The following is a 17,287-nucleotide window of genomic DNA, read 5'->3' on the forward strand; positions in this document are numbered from 1 at the left end:
TACCTTTTCTTTCATTACCTCACCTCATCGGAAAATTAACCATATCTTTACCTTATATTGGAATACTATTCATTGAACGACAAAAAAGCCTGCCAACGATAATCGCTGACAGGCTTTTCAGTAAAAAACATTATTTGATTTCTTTTTTTAATACTTCTACCGCTTTTTTCACTTGTGTGTCATTTTTAAGTATTTTTTCCCGGATGACCTGCATCAATTTCACGGTAGTATCATCTTTAATGGTACCAGTTTCTTTAATTTTTTGTTCCCTTTGGAACGCTTTTACCGCATTTGTGGTTGCTTCATCAAAGAATCCATCTATCTTACCTGGATCATGGCCTGCTTCCTTCAGCATCTCTTCGGCTGCTTTCACTTCACTGGAAGAATCAGAAGCTTTCAATTCCTTATCAGGTGAAATGTACGGAAGGCTAGCATAATCGGGAAGTTTCACATTAATATCCGGCTTGATCCCTTTTTTATGAATCCAATTGCCTTCAGGAGTCAACCATTTGGCTGCCGTATATTTGAAGTTAGACCCATCTTTAAAGTCTTGGGCAGTCTGCACAGTCCCTTTTCCAAATGATTTGACACCAATCAAAGGAATGTCCGCAGATTCACTGACAGCGGCCGCGACAATTTCAGAAGCACTGGCACTGCCATCATCAATCAATACGACTACCGGTATCTTCAGTTCTCCATCATTCTTCGATTTATAAACTTCTTTTTTCCCGCTGCGCTCCTCAACTTGAAGGACAACTTTCCCATTAGGTATGAACAGGCTTGCCATTTCTATTGCTTGGTCAAGCAGTCCCCCTGGGTTTCCTCGCAAATCCAATACCAGACCCTTCATATCCTTCTTCGACATCTCTTCAAGCGACGTTTTCAGCTCTCCGACAGTATGTTCGGAAAAACTGGTCACTTGAATTTTTGCAACTCCATCATCAAGCATTTCCGCATAAACTGTTTCAATCGGAATTGTGTCACGTTTAATCGTGAGCTCCATCGGTTCCGACTCACCAGCTCTTGAGATGGATAAATCCACTTTCGTACCCTTTTTGCCCCTTATTTTCAGGACAGCTTCAGAAGAACTTAGTCCTTCAACGCTTTTACCGTTCACACTCAAAATGATATCATTCGGTTTTACCCCTGCTTTTTCTGCTGGGGACCCTTTTATTGGTGAGACGACCATGATTTTTCCATCCTGCTCCTGGATCTCAGCACCGATTCCTTCAAAAGATGAAGAGATGCTCTCATGGAAACTTGATGCTTCCTTTTTATCCATATAAGCAGAGTAGGGGTCATCCAATGATTTGATCATTCCATTAATTGCCCCGTCCACCAGCTTTTCTTGATCAATTTCTTCATAATAGTTATCTTTTATTGTATCGTATGTAGAATACAGCTTTTCAAATTCCGAATGTTTATCAGGTGCTAATGACTCTACTTTTTCATCTCCAAAGGTCAAGGCTATTGTAGTAATCCCTGCTGTTAGAAATATGACTAAGAAAATCCCCATAATAAAAGTAAACTTCTTTATTTTAATGAATTTCCCTGCCTCTTTTGGCTGTTTTTGATTTTCTTCTTCCACTTAGCCTCACCACTTTCATTCTTCATGACGATATAAACGATTTCATTCTATTTTATCAGCTTTCATGTCAATCGAAAAATAATTGTTATCAAAAATAACAACTTATGATCATATGTATTTTTTTAACCCCTAGTAAATGTTAAATCAAATGGAAAGCACGAAGGACACCCAGGCAATTCCTGAATGGAGCCTCTGACATTACAAAAATGCGGATACCAAGGAATGAATGAGCCTCTATCCCAACTGTCATTAAACAGCATCACTTATTCCTGGCCACCCGCCTGTAACACAGTCAATTATCAGTCTTGGATAGCTGCTTCCAATGCCACTTCAACCATTTCGTTAAAAGTTGACTGGCGCTCATCCGACGATGTTTCCTCACCTGTTAAGATGTGATCGGAAATTGTTAATACAGATAAAGCTTGGCGGCCAAATTTAGCAGCAAGCGTGTATAGGGCCGCTGATTCCATTTCTATCGCAAGGATTTGGTATTTTGCCCATTTTTCCAATTCACTATTATCGTTATAAAACTGATCGGCCGTAAACACATTGCCGACCTTCAATTGCAAGCCCTTAGCCGTGCCCGCGTCATAAGCTTTTCTTAGTAAATCGAAATCCGCGGTTGGGGCAAAATCCACTCCTCCGAAAGTCATGCGGTTCATTTGGGAATCGGTGGAAGCGCTCATCGCAAGGATTACATCCCTGACTTTTACATCTTTTTGAATGGCTCCCGCAGTTCCCACACGAATCAGTTTCTGGACATTATAGCTGTTCATCAATTCATTTACGTAGATGGAAATGGACGGGACACCCATGCCTGTGCCTTGGACAGAAATTCGTTTCCCTTTATACGTCCCTGTATATCCGAACATGTTACGAACTTCATTGTAAAGTTTAGCATCCTCTAAAAACGTTTCAGCAATATATTTTGCACGCAACGGATCACCAGGAAGTAAGACCGTTTCCGCAATTTCATTTTCTTTTGCACCAATATGTACGCTCATACAACTATGTCCTCCTTAACTTGTGGTTGAAATGATATTCAAAAACTACTATACCATATCAGCCACAAGTTAGGAAAATTGAACCTTATCCAAAAGACTTAAAAGATAAGGAAATTGGTAATCTAGAAAAGGCTTTTGGCGCCCTCTTCTAAATTGCAAACAAAACGGCGGAGGCCCGCCGTCTTTTTTTAATGGTTTTTAAAAGTAAGGGAAAGGAAGCTGCTAACCGTCGTATGACAGGTTACTCATCGACTTCTTCATCAATTATGCATTTTTCAAGAAGATACTCGAATGTGATGTCAGCAAGATCTTCAACTTCAGCTTCTGTTGGAAGATAGCCCCGTCTTATCAATTCTTGAAAAAAGAATTCCGCTATCTCTTCTGTATCAATAAAAACCTCAATTTCTCGCAAATCATCGCCCCCTTAATTAAAGGTCTATGAGTGTGTAGAGACAAATATTCCAGTAAGGCATTCCATTATGGAAAATCATTTTAAGGACCTACATTTACCATGGTCCATTCGCGGCCAATTATATGGGTTTTTTTTAGAAACTTGGAAATTGGCCCTTTAAAAATTTGGCATACCTTTTACTTCGTTTGCTTTTTTTTATGATCTGGGTAAATTTCCTCTGCCGCTTTTTCAATTTTAGCAAGGGCGATCTTCATGATATGACGATATTCATCATCGCCAAAATGTTCATAGAGCTTACAATAATCATTATATAAATCCAACAGTCCATCAATCATTTCCTTTTTTTCATTTTTTGTCATTGTCATTTCTCGCTCACCTTTACCAGGGTTGTTTTGTTTAGCAATGATAGCAAGCTCATTATTCTTTTTAGAAAGGAGCAGTCCTAACTTTTTAATGATTCCATCTGCACGTTTAGCATCGGCTATCAGAGTCAGTTCTTCTTCATGCGCTTCAAGCCATTCACCATCCGAGATTCTTGATAACTCATAGATTACATCCTCCCAGGCATTTTCCTTATAGCGCCAAATCTCCGTTCGATAACCGATAATCTTGAAATAATCCTGTTCATATCCATCTACCTGGACTAAGTCACCTAATAAATATTTATATTCAATATCGATTTGTTCTTTTTGATAAAGGATTTCTCCTTCATATTCATTTATGGATTGCAATGTTTTTTCGATATAAAGACCTTCACTGTAGTTCACTTCATACACATAAGCACCATCGAGAAATTTTACATCGGTTATTTTCCCGACTGTCCCATACATTGTTATTACGACTGTATCGCCTATTTTGAATTTCGGCTGTTTTTTTTTGCCCATAAGAGACATCCCCCAATATGGTCCTTATCGTTGATTAGTAAATTATATGCACAAACAAACATGGAGGTTAATGGAAAAGAGAGGGCATTTTGCTCATTTAGATAAGTAACTTGCCATTTTATTAAAGGGGAATGAAAAACCTTGTACATTATTTTACTACGACTAAAAAGCCGTCTCATTTGATGAGACGGTTCGTAGTAGGGATAATCAGTGTCACTTTCGTTCCTTCGTCGTGAACACTCTCAATTTGGAATTCCCCTTTTAATTCCTCCATTATCTGGATGCAGGTCGCTACACCTAAGCCGTTTCCATCAGGTTTAGTGGTATAAAAAGGCATGCCGATATTTTTTAAATTCTTGGGATTGATGCCTTTTCCATCATCTCTGACCATTAATTTTATATATTGGGACTCGGCAGTCAGTTGCAGTTCAATCTGCCCTTTTGCTTCGATAGCTTCATAAGAGTTATTCAGGACATTCAAGAGGACCTGTCTTAACCGGTTTCTGTCTGAATAAACAAAGACGGATTGTGTCACTCCATTAATTAACTTTACAGGAGAACTAGGAATTGAAGAAGTATAGGTAGCTATAATTTCATCAAGGAAATCTTTTAAATCTATTTTTTCCCATTCTAATTGATGAGGTTTAGCCAAATCAAGAAGCTGTGTCACGAATACATTTACCCGATCCACTTCATGCAGCATGACATCACTATATTTTTCTATTAATGCTTTATCATGATCCTGGCTCTTCAATAGTTGGAAAAAGCCCTTTATTGTCGTCAGCGGGTTCCTGATTTCATGGGCGACCCCGGCAGCAAGCTGGCCAACGTATTTTAATTTTTCCGTACGGACGATTTCCTTTTCACGATCTTCTATCGTTTCCATCATTCTTAGAAAGGCGAGGTTCAGTTTTTCCATTTCTTCGAAGCTTCTTTTATGGGAAACGACGAATTCCTTCCCTTCAATGAAATCTTCTGTCGCTTCGACAAGATCTTGAACTGGCCGCACAAGAGTCTTTGTAAGTAAATAGACTGCCAGAATGATTGAAACAAATACGATGCTGTAGATGGTCAGATACCGTGATAAAAGGTCATTCAAAGGCTGAAACACCTGTTTCTTATCTGCACCAACAACAACAAACCATTTATTCTCCGTTTGTGCTGTCGTATGGACAGGCTGGATAGAATGAATTTTTTCCCCATTCTCTGCACTGTACAATTCATCCGATAACGAAGCTTCCATCAATTTTTCCTTCGTTAATCCCATTTCCTCCAAGGCTGAATCCTGAATGACGCCATGTGGGTTTTTTTTCGAAATCATGATACCTTCTTGATTAATCATGAAAAAGTTCACTGGGTATTTACCGCTAATTTCATCAGCCTTTTTCTCCATCATCTCCCAAAGCCCTTCCAATCGGAAAGCTGGAGACACAACACCGGTCATCTTCCCTGTATTATCATATACCGGCGCACTTAAAGCTATTATGGGTTTTGAGTAAGCCTGGGTTTTATATACGTCAGAAAGGAATACATGACCTTCTTTGGCCTCTTTGAACCATATTCTCTTCGCGAGGTTATCCCCGATCATTTTATTGGAGGTATCTGCAATGACATTACCTTCCATATCCAAATGCAAGACACCGTAATAATTTCTTTTTGCATCGATAAACTTTTTTAGTTCAACTGACCTCTCTTCTTTTGAAGAGTCGGGATTGATGATTACCGAATTTGCACTCATTAACTTCACATCACTGATCCGTTCGTTCAAATAGATATATGTTTCATTAACAATATTCAGCGAACCTGCATTCAAGGAATTTTTTGCTTCCTTTTCCAGCAGGGACCGTTGTGATTCATAGGATATGATTCCCAATATCAGAACAGGAACACTTGCTATAAGTAAAGAATAAAGCAAAATTCGAGTTTGAAGGCTTTTAAGCATCCTTCCAATCCTCCCTATTCCTGATCTCCCAATAAGAGTCCTTCTTCTATTTGGACATATTGTTCCCATGCATGATCGAATACCGACATACTTTCGAGATAGTCTGCATTCAATTCTAAATAGCTGCTCACTTCATTATAATCAGTCGACTGTTTTGGGAAGCCATGATCCTGATAGGCATGATTGGCAAATTTAGTGATTGCATCAATTTCCTTTGGTTGTCGAAATTTCATTAAATATAAATAAAATGGTCTCATAATGTCGAGCCCCCCTAAATTACTAAGATTTCTGCTTTAATATATCGGAAACTTTCGCTTCCGTCCACTTTTTTAGAAATCAAATTGGTTTTTTCTTCCTAGAATTACGGAAATGCACAATTTTTCAACAAGAACTGCATTCGACATAAGCTGCAAATGCAATGTAAATATCCTTCTCATTCTTTGATTACTTCCATCCTTTTAAAGGCGGGAAATTTTTTGTACTTATACACGCTGAACCATCCGGCAGTTCCAAATATACTGTCCCCTTTACCGATGCAGCCTTCCCTTTCTCACACCATGGACAAGTTTCCATGTTATTCATCCCCTTTTGGAGTACTCTTTTTTTGTTGTGCCTGGAATTTCTTTTCTTTTAATTAATCTCGCTTTTCACGTTGATTTTTTAATGTAGCATGCTCCGGGTTGGTCACGTAATTTTCCCGTCGATTCATTCGCTACAGTCCTTCAGGCACTTAATTGAATTGCTTGTTGTTCATTAAACCTGATACACCTATATCTGATCCTTTATCTCCCATATCAGGATATACCCTTTGAAATAATTATCCGCAAGTCCAGGAGTATAATGCTATAATTCGGAAATTAAAAAGCAAGTACAGAATAATCATCTCTACTTGCCTTTCAATTGAACTCTATTGTTAGGTTTTCTATATTATTTATTGCTTTTATTTGCTGTAAAAAATCCAGTCTTTAACTCACGAGTAGGATTTTCACGATGAAGTTCTTGATAAGCTTTCATTGCATCTGGAGAAATAGGAAATTTCTTTTTGGTACTCTTCCCATCCTCCAAACACCTTGCTATTACTTTTCCCTAATAGTTTATTAAACATTTTTCCCCTTAGATGGCTATCTGAATCCGCACTATCAGCGGCTATTTCCCCCCAGCATTTCGCATGTTTCTGTCACTAAAGAATCGATTTCTCCGTTAGAAAATGAAAGAATCTTTCTACTTTTACCCCTCATTAGTTAGATTCCAAAAGAGGTACTTCTGACAAAACATTAAATACATATACTAAAATAACAATAAATCCATTAGAGTAGAACGTTGAGATCCAGTAGCTAAGACTGAATTCTCATAGGGGTTGGAATAACCTTAAAAGGTAATGACAAAAGCCGTACCCCTTAAATGAAGGTCGCTTTTTAAAATTGGAATTTATCAGCAGTTATATTATGATAGGGCATTATAAGCTTTTCCCTATTTGAACTTCAATTACTCATAATACGCCTTCTGTTTCCCAAGCTGTTTCATATCAATAACTCCAACCCCAGACCATACATAGTATTGTACCGAAGACAGTAATTAGAGCTAGGAATATAGCGCAATATAGAGTCATAAAAATTGATTTGCTATCATCAGTTTCACGAGCATGCATAAACACAACTAGTTGAACAGCTGCTTGTATGAATGCTGTCAATATAAAAATCGTCATGCCTGTTGCTTTTGACATATTGAAGAAGTAAACCAAAAGAGCTACAAACGTCAAAATCAATGAAAATACAAAACCCCATACTTGTTTAGCCGGGAATAAGTCCTTCATGTTTATGTCATTCCTTTCATGTAGATAAAGGTGAAGATGAAGATCCAAACGATATCTAAGAAATGCCAGTAAAGAGAGAAAATGAAGGATTTATTGGCTGTTACAGGTGTCAACCCGCGTTTTTTCACTTGAAGGATAATAAATAACCCCCAGAAAAGTCCTAGCGTAACATGTGCTCCATGTGTCCCTAATGTTGTAAAGAGTATCGATGTAAATGCACTAGTTTGCAGTGTAGCTCCTTCGCGATAATAGGTAATGAACTCAGTAATTTCAAATCCTAAGAATCCTAACCCAAGCAGGAGAGTGATTACGAAGAATGTCAACATGGCTTTCTTGTTGCCAAGTCGCATGGCATGAATTCCAAGCCCGATGACAAAACTGCTTGTTAAGAGCAAGAATGTTTCAGCAAGAACTGGAGTGATTTCAAAAATTTCTGCTCCAGTAGGACCATTACCCGTACGATCAACTAATGTAAAATATGATGCAAAGAGTGTTGCAAAAAGCATAATTTCGGCTCCAAGGAAAATCCAGAAGCCTAAAATATTTAGACGATTTTGTTCTGTACTATATTCAAGAGGTTGCGAGTGATCTATTTCCATTTATTAACACCCCTAAATTTTGCTTCTGTTTCTTTAATTTCTTCTACAGAAATGTAATGCCCATGATCTATTTCGAATGAACGATGAGCCATGCAAACAAAGATACCGATTAACCCAATAATCGCAAGAAACCAGATGCTGAATACTAACGCAAATCCAAAGACAAAGAAGATACAGGACATGATAAACGGTACGCCGCTGTTATTGGGCATATGAATTTTTTCATAGTCACCCTTGAATAATTCATGACCTTTATATTTAGCATCCCAAAACGTTTCCCTTGAGTTCACTTGTGGAATAATAGCAAAGTTATATTCTGGTACTGGATTATGAGTAGCCCATTCAAGGGAACGTGCATCCCACGGATCATCACTAACATCTCTTGGAGCATGGCGAATGCTATAGTAAATCGTATATACGATTAATACAAAGCTGATTGCCATTAAAGCTGCCCCGATAAACGAAATCATATTCAATGGTCCAAATCCAGTCGATTCAGAGTAAGTGTATATACGACGTGCTTGACCATCTAAACCAGTGATATACATAGGGAAGAATGCTAAGCAAAAACCAATGGTTAAAAACCAGAACGCCCATTTCCCAATCCTTTCATTCAACATGAAACCAAACATTTTCGGCCAGTAGTAAGTTCCGGCACCAAGCACAGCAAATACTACACCCGGAATAATGACATTGTGGAAGTGAGCTACTAAAAACATTGTATTATGGTATTGATAATCCGCTGCTGACATCGCAAGCATAACCCCGGTAACTCCACCGATTGTGAAAAGAGGTATGAAACCTATTGAATAAAGCATAGGTACGGTAAATCTGATTCTACCTTTCCACATCGTGAACAACCAGTTAAAGATCTTGATTCCAGTCGGAATAGCAATGACCATCGTTGTAATCGAGAAAATACTATTAACATATGCAGCTTGCCCCATTGTAAAGAAATGGTGCGTCCAAACGAAGAATGAATATATAGAGATAAATACCATTGAAGCAACCATTGATCGATAGCCATATAGGTTACGTCGTGAAAAGGTTGGGATAATCTCACTGAAAAGACCAAATGCAGGCAAGATTAAGATATAGACTTCAGGATGTCCCCAAACCCAGAACAGGTTTGCCCAAAGCATATCCATACCGCCATCAGTCATTGTGAAAAACTTGGTTGCGAATAGTCGATCCATTGTTCCCATGATCAGCGCCACTGTTAATACAGGGAATGCGAAGATGATAATAATGCTTGTGACTAAAGAAGACCATGTAAACATTGGCATTTTCATTAATGTCATACCGGGTGCTCTCATTTTAAGAATAGTCGTCAAAAAGTTAATCCCCGTCATTAATGTACCTATTCCGGCTATCTGAATACCAATCATATAATAATTCGTTCCAACATGCGGGCTAAATTCATTACCTGCAAGCGGGAAATAAGATGTCCATCCTGCATCAGGCGAACCACCAATTACAAAAGAGATGTTGAATAGCATCGCACCCATAAAAAATAACCAGAAACTTATGGCATTTAGACGTGGGAATGCTACATCTCGGGCTCCTATTTGTAATGGCACTACGAAATTCATTAAGGCCATAATGTACGGCATCGCCATAAAGAGAATCATCACAACCCCGTGTGTTGAAAAAATTTCATTATAGTGCTGTGAATCTAATAATTTGTTATCCGGTACGGCAAGTTGCGCACGCATCATCACAGCATCTACCCCACCACGAAATAGCATCAACAAAGCAGATATTAGATACATAATACCTATTCTTTTATGATCGACTGTTGTAAGCCAGCCACTCCATAAAAAAAACCATTTTTTAAAGTGGGTTAAACCAACAATGATCAAGAGAACAGTAATACCAATGGCCACCATTGATGAGTAAAGAACGGGACTAGGATTAGGTATAAGAAATCTAGAGAAAAAACCCATACGTTTGTGTTTCCTTTCTGAAAATATTTTTCTTGAGATAGACTAAGAAATTATTCATGATTGTGTACTGGTTTTTCTTTACTATTACTTGACTTATGATCATGCTCCATATGTTCACCTTTTGAATTTACGTTAGAGTCACTTGAGCCATGATGATGTCCAGCATTTTCACCTTCTGGGGCTGGTGAGAAGTCTAAATGAGTTCCAGTAAACGTTAACTGTCCTTCATGACCCGGTTTTAATAGTTCATTGAATCTTACTGCAGTAATAGGTTTCGCAGTTTCTTTAACTTCCTTTACCCATTTATCAAACCTATCCTGAGACATCGCTTCGACGTGGAACATATTTTCAGCGAATCCTTTCCCACTAAAGTTTGCATTTCGACCCATCATTTCCCCTGATTCGTCCGCTGCTAAGTGTAATGTGGTCACCATGTTAGACATGGCATATTTTTGACCGCCAAGTTGTGGAATCCAGAAACTCGTGATAGGCCCGAATGAATAAAGTTTAAATTCAAGCGGTCGATTTGTTGGAATATACAAGTAGTTTACTGTCTCGATATCGTTTTCTGGATAACTAAAATGCCACTTCCAGTCAGATGAAGAAGCATAAATAACTAATGGATCTTGACCTTTGTACCCTTCTGGAGTGGCTTCCACTTTATTGTTGGAAATTACAGAAACAACGGAGAAGAAAATGACGATTAAAATTGGCACCCCAACAATAATCGTTTCAACAACATGATTCCCTTCAATGTAGGGTGGTTCATAATCTTTAGGTAGTTTAGAGTCTCGGTATTTCGTTAACACAAAGACTAAAATAGCACAAACAACAATAACAATAACTGCCATTATCGCAATTGATAGCCAAATCACATTGGCTTGCGTTTGGGCTTGAGGTCCTTTAGGATCTAAGACCGCTAATGATTCACAGCCAGAAAGCACAATGGAAGAAAGAATGGCTAATAAAACCCATTTTGTTTTCATATATTTATCCTTTCTTTTAAGATTTCATTTCTAAGTTATCCCAAAAAATGCTTATTAAGAGTGGTAATTTCTCACAATCACATTTAAAGGCGGGATGAATATGTAGGAATTCAATTGGGGAATGTTCAGAGAAACAGGTAATCTAAATACCTACTTGAAAAGGAATTTGAATATGTGAGGAGATACTGCATGGATTTTTTTATTCCTAGTGGGCAAAGTAAGGGGAGTGAAGATGAAAATTTTTAGGGTAACAACACTCCTTATGAACCTCCCAGATGGCGGTGATGCTCCAGCTTTGTTCTCTAAAAAGCTAAAAAAATTTAAGGAACTCCCTCGTCCTTTATTATGTCTAGCAATAATCGGATTAATTGCATCTATTGTCACTGTGTTGCTGTTACCTGGTAAGATTTACAAGCACATTACCAAAGCGTTTTAACAGTGCTTTTTCATCTACCCTAATACCCATTGAAGAAATTTCAAAAGACCTCTTTTAACGCTTGCTCCCTTCAGAATTCCGCTTCACCACGGAAAGCAACCGCGACTAATGCCTTTACCGTTCGGGGTGTGCACCCTATTGACCGCACAGCCGGGCGCATAGAAAAACCTCACCAAAAAAGAGATGAGGCAACTTCTAATTATTTGGTTATTTCCCAAAATCAAAATAATTCCGTTTTAACACCCGCTTCATCTTGAATAACTCGTCATACGTCGTCTGTTTCCCTAACTGTTTCGCATCAATTAAAAACAGCTGGTCTTCAATCTCTTTAGTCGTTTCATCACTCTGAAATAGCGCATGGCAATTATCACAATAGAACGATGGCGTTTCATCAATTTCAACAGCCCTCGAACCATCCGGCAGTTCCCAATACACCGTCCCCTTTACTGATGCAAGCTTCCCTTTCTCACACCATGGACACATCTCCATGCTATTCATCTCCCTTTGGAGTGCTCTTTTTTTGCTGTGCCTGGTATTTCTTTTCTTTTAACAGATCTCTCTTTTCACGCTGGTTTTTCAATGAAGCATGTTCTGGGTTGGTCACGTAATTTTCCCGGCGATTCATTCGCTTCAGCCCTTCAGGTACTAAATTGAATTGCTTGTCGTTCATCAAACCAGCGATTCCTAAATCTGAATGTTTTTCTTCCATTTCAGGATATACCCCTTTGAAATAATCATCCGCAAGTCCAGGAGTATATTGCTCAGGTTCAGGATATGTGGTTATCACACCTTCAAAATTTCGCAGCACCGTTTTTGTTGGAGATTGTGAAAGGATATAATTCGGCTGCAGTGTGATTTTCCCTCCCCCCCCTGGAGCATCGACGACAAATGTAGGTACAGCATACCCGGATGTATGGCCACGTAGCCCCTCGATGATTTCAATCCCTTTTGATATGGGAGCCCTGAAATGACCGATGCCTTCCGACAGATCGCACTGATAAATATAGTAAGGTCGCACCCGAATCTTGACAAGGTCATGCATCAGCTTTTTCATGATAGCGACACTGTCATTTATCCCCGCTAAAATAACGGCCTGATTGCCCACAGGTACCCCTGCATCGGCAAGCATCTCACACGCTTTCTTTGACTCTTCGGTAATTTCTATCGAGGTATTGAAATGAGTATTCAGCCAAACCGGATGATATTTTTTTAAAATGGTACATAAATTTTCAGTAATTCGTTGAGGAAAAACAACCGGGGCCCGCGTACCTATCCTAATTATTTCAACGTGAGGGATTTCCCTTAAGTTTTTAAGAATATATTCAAGGATCGTGTCATTAATCAATAATCCGTCCCCGCCGGAAATAAGGACATCCCGAACAGCCGGTGTGTCACGTATATAACCTATTGCAGCGTCCAATTGTTTTTTGGGCACGCCCATTCCGATTTGCCCTGAAAAACGTCTTCTCGTACAATAACGGCAGTACATGGAGCACTGATTCGTTACCAAAAAAAGGACGCGATCAGGATATCTATGGGTCAGTCCCGGTACAGGGGAGTCCTCATCCTCATGAAGGGGGTCTTCCATGTCATATTTGGTTTTATGCATTTCTTCCGAGATTGGGACCGATTGCATCCTGATTGGACACCTTGGGTCATCTTTATTCATTAACGAAGCATAGTATGGGGTGATATTCAATGGAATGGTTTTTGTGGAAATCCTCACACCTTCCTCTTCATCCGGTGTCAGGTTTATCACTTTTTTCAAATCATCAACAGTCCGGATCGTATTCGTAAGCTGCCACAGCCAGTTGTTCCATTGTTCTTCGGTTACATCTTTCCAGAGCTCTATATCTTTCCAATTGCGATCTGGCTTATATAAGTCAAATAACATGGTTTTCCCTCCTGAATTATGATAATAGTATTAAATGCAAGAAGGGTGCCAAGATGACCCAAAAATTCGAATGCCCATAAAAAAAACCGGATCGCTGGCTGCATCCGGTTTTTTTCCATTCAAATATGTTTTTTTATTTTATATTGCAAGGTCTGTCTTGGAATTTGCAATAGTTTCGATGCCTGGAAAACGTTGCCGTTCGTTTGAAGAAGGGCCTCGGTAATCAATTTTGTTTCCATCTCAATCATGGCTTCACGAAGCGGAAGTATTTTTTCTGATGGAGTGGGCTTTTTTAAAAATTGGGGCAAAACTTCAAGATTCAAAACATCATTCTCCGTATGGTTCATCATGAATTCTATCGTATGTTTAAGCTCCCTTACATTACCAGGCCAATGATATTTCCGAAAAAAAACCTTTGCCTTCTCATCAATGCCCTTTATGGACAGTCCTAATTTACTGTTAAAAATTGAGATGAAATGGTCGGTAAGAAGGGCGATGTCATCAGTCCGCTCCCTTAACGGAGGCAGCTCATAGCTCAATACGTTCAATCGGTAAAATAAATCCGGCCTTAGCCTGTTTTCCGATACCGCCTTTTTCGGATCTATATTCATCGCTGCCATGATCCTGACATCCACCCGTACACTCTTTGTGCCGCCTATCCTCCTGATGAAGCCATCTTCTAGCACACGCAGAAGCTTTGCCTGCAAGTCAATCGGCATCGATTGCAATTCATCCAAAAACAAGGTTCCGCCGTTGGCTAATTCAAACAATCCCTGACGTTCAACAGCACCAGTGTAGCTTCCTTTTGCCGTACCGAATAGAAGCGATTCCAATAAACTTTCTGGTAGGGCAGCACAATTTTGCGCGATGAATGGTTCTTTCCTGCGAGTGGAAGCCTGGTGGATACTCTGAACGAAAAGCTCTTTTCCCACACCGCTTTCCCCATAAACCAATACCGATGATGAGGAGCGGGAAGCCTTTTTCCCTTGTGATATCAAACCTTTAAACCCATTATCACTAGTGAGGATTTCAGTGAACGAATACAAACCGACGTTCCCATGCGGTTTTTTTTCAGGACTTTTGATTGTTTTGAGCGAGCTTTCCAGGTCAGCTAACCTTTCAGATAACTGCTTTAAGCTTGAATAATCCTTAGCAATTTCTATTGCACCTATCATAACTCCATCTACATATATGGGGAGCGTCGTATTTAGCGTCTCAATGATTCGCCCATGTGCATTTACATACGATTGGCTATAGTTGTAGATAGGTTTTTCAGATTTAATGACTCGTAGTAATGTCGATGATTTGTGATTTAAAGAAGGGAAGGCTTCAAGCAACGGTTTTCCAAGCACTTCACTTCTTTTCATTCCATCATGCTTGGCCGCCACTCCGTTATAAAATATGGTCTGTCCTTTTGGATCTATCACATGAATGCCTTCGTCGATGGTTTCTAATATCGCTTCCAATACTTCACTTGTATTAAAAAATTCACTTGGCAAGATATCCCTCCTCAAGTCTCTTGCTAGATGTATATGAGGAAATGCCAAAAACTTGTCATGAACCGCCTAAAAATGAGCCATCATGTGTAATTTTTCACCCAAAGGTTCATATCTTCCAGTTTATTGTATATGTAACAATTATTAGCTAAACGTCCGCGGTACGAGTAACCCTGCTGGTGCAATGCAGCATTCATACCGAATGAAAGCGACCGGGCAATTGAATAGATACAAAAAATTCCATGCGAAATAAGATAGTCTTCAAGTGCGGAAATTAAGTGTTTCATCAAACCGTACTGCCGATGTTCCGGCAATGTCGCACAATCAGTGATTTCCGCATTATGATAAAAGGAATCAATTTCTGCTGAAGCAGCACTGACGATCCTGCCTTCATGGACATAAATATAAAAAACTGTTCCCATTTCGATGCACTTTTTCACATATACCGGATCATTCATCGGTGTGGGATACACTTCGAAAACCTTACCATACAATTGGGCCAGCTGAAGTGCATCGGTAACTTCTGCTTTACGACCTTGATAGGCTGACGGCGGATCATCTAGTCCGGATTTTGTCGGCAGACTCTGAACATCGGTAAGGATTTGATCTTCCTTCTCCCATTCTGCACTGTTACGTCTTTCATTCCGGTTATATTTAACAAGGAAGAAACAATCGCTTCCCAAGAAGAATTTATCGATGCTTCCTTCATATAGAAAGCCTTGGGCAAGCAATTCCATAACGTTTTCCTTGCGTGCCTTGAAAATGATTTTCTCTGCTGAAATACCTTTAGCCACCTTCAAAGACTCCTCTACGCATTCTTGAAAATTACCTAGATAATCATCAACCCTGACCCGCTTATTAAATTGGTCGATCGTGATATGTATTGTGCACCTTTGCTTTTGAATTCTTTTTTCAATCATTCCCGCCTCCATTTGTCTCGCTCCTTTCACATCAATCGATGATTGTGACAGAAGGCCTGACCATTTCTAGAATCAGACCCCGGGGAAAATAATTATTGCTGTTCCGCGCCACACCATTCAATTATGGTTAATGCGATGATTTCTGCAACCTCCATCATTTTATCCACTTCTATATATTCGTTGGAATCATGGGCCATTTTCGTTTCCCCTGGCCCAAATACAACTACGGGAGTCGAGCCAACCGATGAAAGATACCCACCATCCGTCGCCCAAGGGGACGCTTCGACAAGCGCTGCTTCCCCCAACACTTTTTCATAGTATGTGCCAATGGTTTTCATAAGCGGATGATCCATTTCGAGATTGCCAGGCAGCCATCTGGCACCAAACCATTCTAATTCAATAGGTTTTTCTTTGAACCATTCATCACTCTGGTTTAAAGCATCTATTCGCTGTATCAGCGAATTCTGTGCCTCTTCCATGGTCTCTGTCGGTGCGATGCCGAATCTGCCTTCAAGAACGGCTATATCCGGCACGGAAGAAGGCCAATTCCCACTTTGAATGCTCCCTATGTTGATCGGAATGGGGATCGGTACATTTTTATAGAGTGAATGACGGAGTGACTCATTCCGTTCTTGTTCAAGCCTCTTGATTTCTTTCATTACACCAACCGATTTATCAATTGCACTGACTCCTTCATACCTCGTGCCTCCATGTGCAGACTTGCCCTTTATTTTCAGTCGAAACCACATCGAACCTTGCTGTAAAGGAAAGAGTTTCATATTGGTAGGCTCCGGAATGATTGCCCCATCAGCTTCGTACCCTCGGATGACTGCCGCAAGTGTACCGGCACCACCGCTTTCCTCCTCAATCACACTCTGAAAAATCAAATCCCCCTTTAATTGGATTCCAGATTCGACGATCGCTTCAATGGCTAGCAATAAAGAAACATTGCCGCCTTTCATATCTGTCGTTCCCCGCCCGTACACTTTCCCGTCTTTTAACTTGCCGCTATATGGATCATCATGCCATGCTGCATGATCTCCTTCAGGAACTACATCAATATGGCCGTTTAAAATTAGGGATTTCCCCTTACCGGTTCCTCTTTTAATAGCGACGAGGTTCGGATTCCCTTTAAAATCCCTGCGGTCACAATAAAAATGGGGATGTTTCCTTAATTGTTCATCCCCGATTTCCCATAGATCTATTTCAAGACCAAGTTGTCTGCACTTCTCGACCACTATCGCTTGTGCACTTCCTTCTTGCCCCCTTTTGCTCGGTTCCTGAACCAGTTTTTGCAAAAGCTGAATCCCATCCGTCCTTGAATCATTTAACCATTTTCTTATTTTTTCCTCATACATATCCATTCT

Annotated in this window: 16 protein-coding genes and 1 pseudogene; 1 reads left to right on the plus strand and 16 read right to left on the minus strand. The window is 39.7% G+C overall.

All coding sequences use genetic code 11. The features are described 5' to 3' along the window. Positions 1–130: 130 nt before the first annotated feature. The 11 genes and pseudogenes from ACQKKK_RS11255 to qoxA all read right to left on the minus strand — a co-directional run bounded on the left by ACQKKK_RS11255 (position 131) and on the right by qoxA (position 11,174). Positions 131–1,588 (minus strand): S41 family peptidase, encoded by a 1,458-nt coding sequence (locus ACQKKK_RS11255; RefSeq protein WP_427616266.1) that lies wholly within the window; start codon positions 1,586–1,588, stop codon positions 131–133. A gap of 299 nt (positions 1,589–1,887) precedes the next feature. Further along, a complete protein-coding gene (gene deoD, locus ACQKKK_RS11260; protein ID WP_061463586.1) occupies positions 1,888–2,592 on the minus strand; it encodes a purine-nucleoside phosphorylase in 705 nt (234 codons plus the stop codon). Between the two features lie 241 nt (positions 2,593–2,833). Further along, complete coding sequence (locus ACQKKK_RS11265) at positions 2,834–3,004, minus strand: YozD family protein (protein WP_064505166.1); 171 nt, start codon at positions 3,002–3,004, stop codon at positions 2,834–2,836. Between the two features lie 176 nt (positions 3,005–3,180). Then, the gene (locus ACQKKK_RS11270; protein WP_427616267.1) at positions 3,181–3,888 is read right to left on the minus strand and encodes a hypothetical protein; all 708 of its coding nucleotides are present in this window, start codon (positions 3,886–3,888) and stop codon (positions 3,181–3,183) included. A gap of 175 nt (positions 3,889–4,063) precedes the next feature. Continuing rightward, positions 4,064–5,830, minus strand: coding sequence for an ATP-binding protein (locus tag ACQKKK_RS11275; RefSeq protein WP_427616268.1), 1,767 nt, complete (start codon positions 5,828–5,830; stop codon positions 4,064–4,066). A 14-nt stretch (positions 5,831–5,844) separates the two neighbouring features. Then, positions 5,845–6,087 carry a YozE family protein gene (locus tag ACQKKK_RS11280; RefSeq protein WP_427616269.1) on the minus strand — a complete coding sequence of 81 codons (243 nt, stop codon included), beginning with the start codon at positions 6,085–6,087 and terminating at the stop codon, positions 5,845–5,847. Positions 6,088–6,467: 380 nt separating this feature from the next. Further along, positions 6,468–6,542: pseudogene (locus tag ACQKKK_RS11285) on the minus strand (lysine 2,3-aminomutase); the annotation flags it as partial. A gap of 813 nt (positions 6,543–7,355) precedes the next feature. Beyond that, positions 7,356–7,643, minus strand: a complete 288-nt coding sequence (qoxD, locus tag ACQKKK_RS11290) for a cytochrome aa3 quinol oxidase subunit IV (protein WP_427616270.1) — start codon at positions 7,641–7,643, stop codon at positions 7,356–7,358. A gap of 2 nt (positions 7,644–7,645) precedes the next feature. Then, a complete protein-coding gene (gene qoxC / locus ACQKKK_RS11295) occupies positions 7,646–8,242 on the minus strand; it encodes a cytochrome aa3 quinol oxidase subunit III (RefSeq protein WP_427616271.1) in 597 nt (198 codons plus the stop codon). Then, positions 8,233–10,188, minus strand: coding sequence for a cytochrome aa3 quinol oxidase subunit I (qoxB, locus tag ACQKKK_RS11300; RefSeq protein ID WP_427616272.1), 1,956 nt, complete (start codon positions 10,186–10,188; stop codon positions 8,233–8,235). The genes qoxC and qoxB overlap by 10 nt, the downstream gene beginning before the upstream one ends. Positions 10,189–10,238: 50 nt before the next feature. After that, a complete protein-coding gene (gene qoxA, locus ACQKKK_RS11305) occupies positions 10,239–11,174 on the minus strand; it encodes a cytochrome aa3 quinol oxidase subunit II (protein WP_427616273.1) in 936 nt (311 codons plus the stop codon). Positions 11,175–11,406: 232 nt separating this feature from the next. Here qoxA and ACQKKK_RS11310 point away from each other — a divergent pair, with 232 nt between their 5' ends. Beyond that, positions 11,407–11,610, plus strand: coding sequence for a hypothetical protein (locus ACQKKK_RS11310; RefSeq protein WP_427616274.1), 204 nt, complete (start codon positions 11,407–11,409; stop codon positions 11,608–11,610). A gap of 207 nt (positions 11,611–11,817) precedes the next feature. Here ACQKKK_RS11310 and ACQKKK_RS11315 read toward each other — a convergent pair whose 3' ends face one another. The 5 genes from ACQKKK_RS11315 to ACQKKK_RS11335 form a co-directional block, all read right to left on the minus strand. Further along, positions 11,818–12,099, minus strand: coding sequence for a YokU family protein (locus ACQKKK_RS11315; protein ID WP_427616275.1), 282 nt, complete (start codon positions 12,097–12,099; stop codon positions 11,818–11,820). A gap of 1 nt (position 12,100) precedes the next feature. Further along, positions 12,101–13,504 (minus strand): lysine 2,3-aminomutase, encoded by a 1,404-nt coding sequence (ablA, locus tag ACQKKK_RS11320; RefSeq protein WP_427616276.1) that lies wholly within the window; start codon positions 13,502–13,504, stop codon positions 12,101–12,103. A gap of 119 nt (positions 13,505–13,623) precedes the next feature. After that, a complete protein-coding gene (locus ACQKKK_RS11325) occupies positions 13,624–15,003 on the minus strand; it encodes a sigma-54 interaction domain-containing protein (RefSeq protein WP_427616277.1) in 1,380 nt (459 codons plus the stop codon). Between the two features lie 80 nt (positions 15,004–15,083). Then, on the minus strand, positions 15,084–15,920 hold the full coding sequence (gene ablB, locus ACQKKK_RS11330; protein ID WP_427616278.1) for a putative beta-lysine N-acetyltransferase: 837 nt from the start codon (positions 15,918–15,920) through the stop codon (positions 15,084–15,086). A 92-nt stretch (positions 15,921–16,012) separates the two neighbouring features. Continuing rightward, complete coding sequence (locus tag ACQKKK_RS11335) at positions 16,013–17,284, minus strand: peptidase (protein ID WP_427616279.1); 1,272 nt, start codon at positions 17,282–17,284, stop codon at positions 16,013–16,015. Positions 17,285–17,287: the final 3 nt, after the last annotated feature.

This window comes from Peribacillus sp. NPDC006672 (genome assembly GCF_050274955.1).
In the GTDB taxonomy this organism is placed as follows: Bacteria; Bacillota; Bacilli; order Bacillales; family DSM-1321; genus Peribacillus.

Bases quoted from the DNA above. Each gene is read 5' to 3' on its own strand.
- ACQKKK_RS11335 (WP_427616279.1), bottom strand. From the start codon at position 17,284: ATGGATATGTATGAGGAAAAAATAAGAAAATGGTTAAATGATTCAAGG.
- ACQKKK_RS11315 (WP_427616275.1), bottom strand. From the start codon at position 12,099: ATGGAGATGTGTCCATGGTGTGAGAAAGGGAAGCTTGCATCAGTAAAG.
- ablB (WP_427616278.1), bottom strand. From the start codon at position 15,920: ATGATTGAAAAAAGAATTCAAAAGCAAAGGTGCACAATACATATCACG.
- ACQKKK_RS11275 (WP_427616268.1), bottom strand. From the start codon at position 5,830: ATGCTTAAAAGCCTTCAAACTCGAATTTTGCTTTATTCTTTACTTATA.
- qoxB (WP_427616272.1), bottom strand. From the start codon at position 10,188: ATGGGTTTTTTCTCTAGATTTCTTATACCTAATCCTAGTCCCGTTCTT.
- deoD (WP_061463586.1), bottom strand. From the start codon at position 2,592: ATGAGCGTACATATTGGTGCAAAAGAAAATGAAATTGCGGAAACGGTC.
- qoxC (WP_427616271.1), bottom strand. From the start codon at position 8,242: ATGGAAATAGATCACTCGCAACCTCTTGAATATAGTACAGAACAAAAT.
- ACQKKK_RS11280 (WP_427616269.1), bottom strand. From the start codon at position 6,087: ATGAGACCATTTTATTTATATTTAATGAAATTTCGACAACCAAAGGAA.
- ablA (WP_427616276.1), bottom strand. From the start codon at position 13,504: ATGTTATTTGACTTATATAAGCCAGATCGCAATTGGAAAGATATAGAG.
- qoxA (WP_427616273.1), bottom strand. From the start codon at position 11,174: ATGAAAACAAAATGGGTTTTATTAGCCATTCTTTCTTCCATTGTGCTT.
- ACQKKK_RS11270 (WP_427616267.1), bottom strand. From the start codon at position 3,888: ATGGGCAAAAAAAAACAGCCGAAATTCAAAATAGGCGATACAGTCGTA.
- qoxD (WP_427616270.1), bottom strand. From the start codon at position 7,643: ATGAAGGACTTATTCCCGGCTAAACAAGTATGGGGTTTTGTATTTTCA.
- ACQKKK_RS11310 (WP_427616274.1), top strand. From the start codon at position 11,407: ATGAAAATTTTTAGGGTAACAACACTCCTTATGAACCTCCCAGATGGC.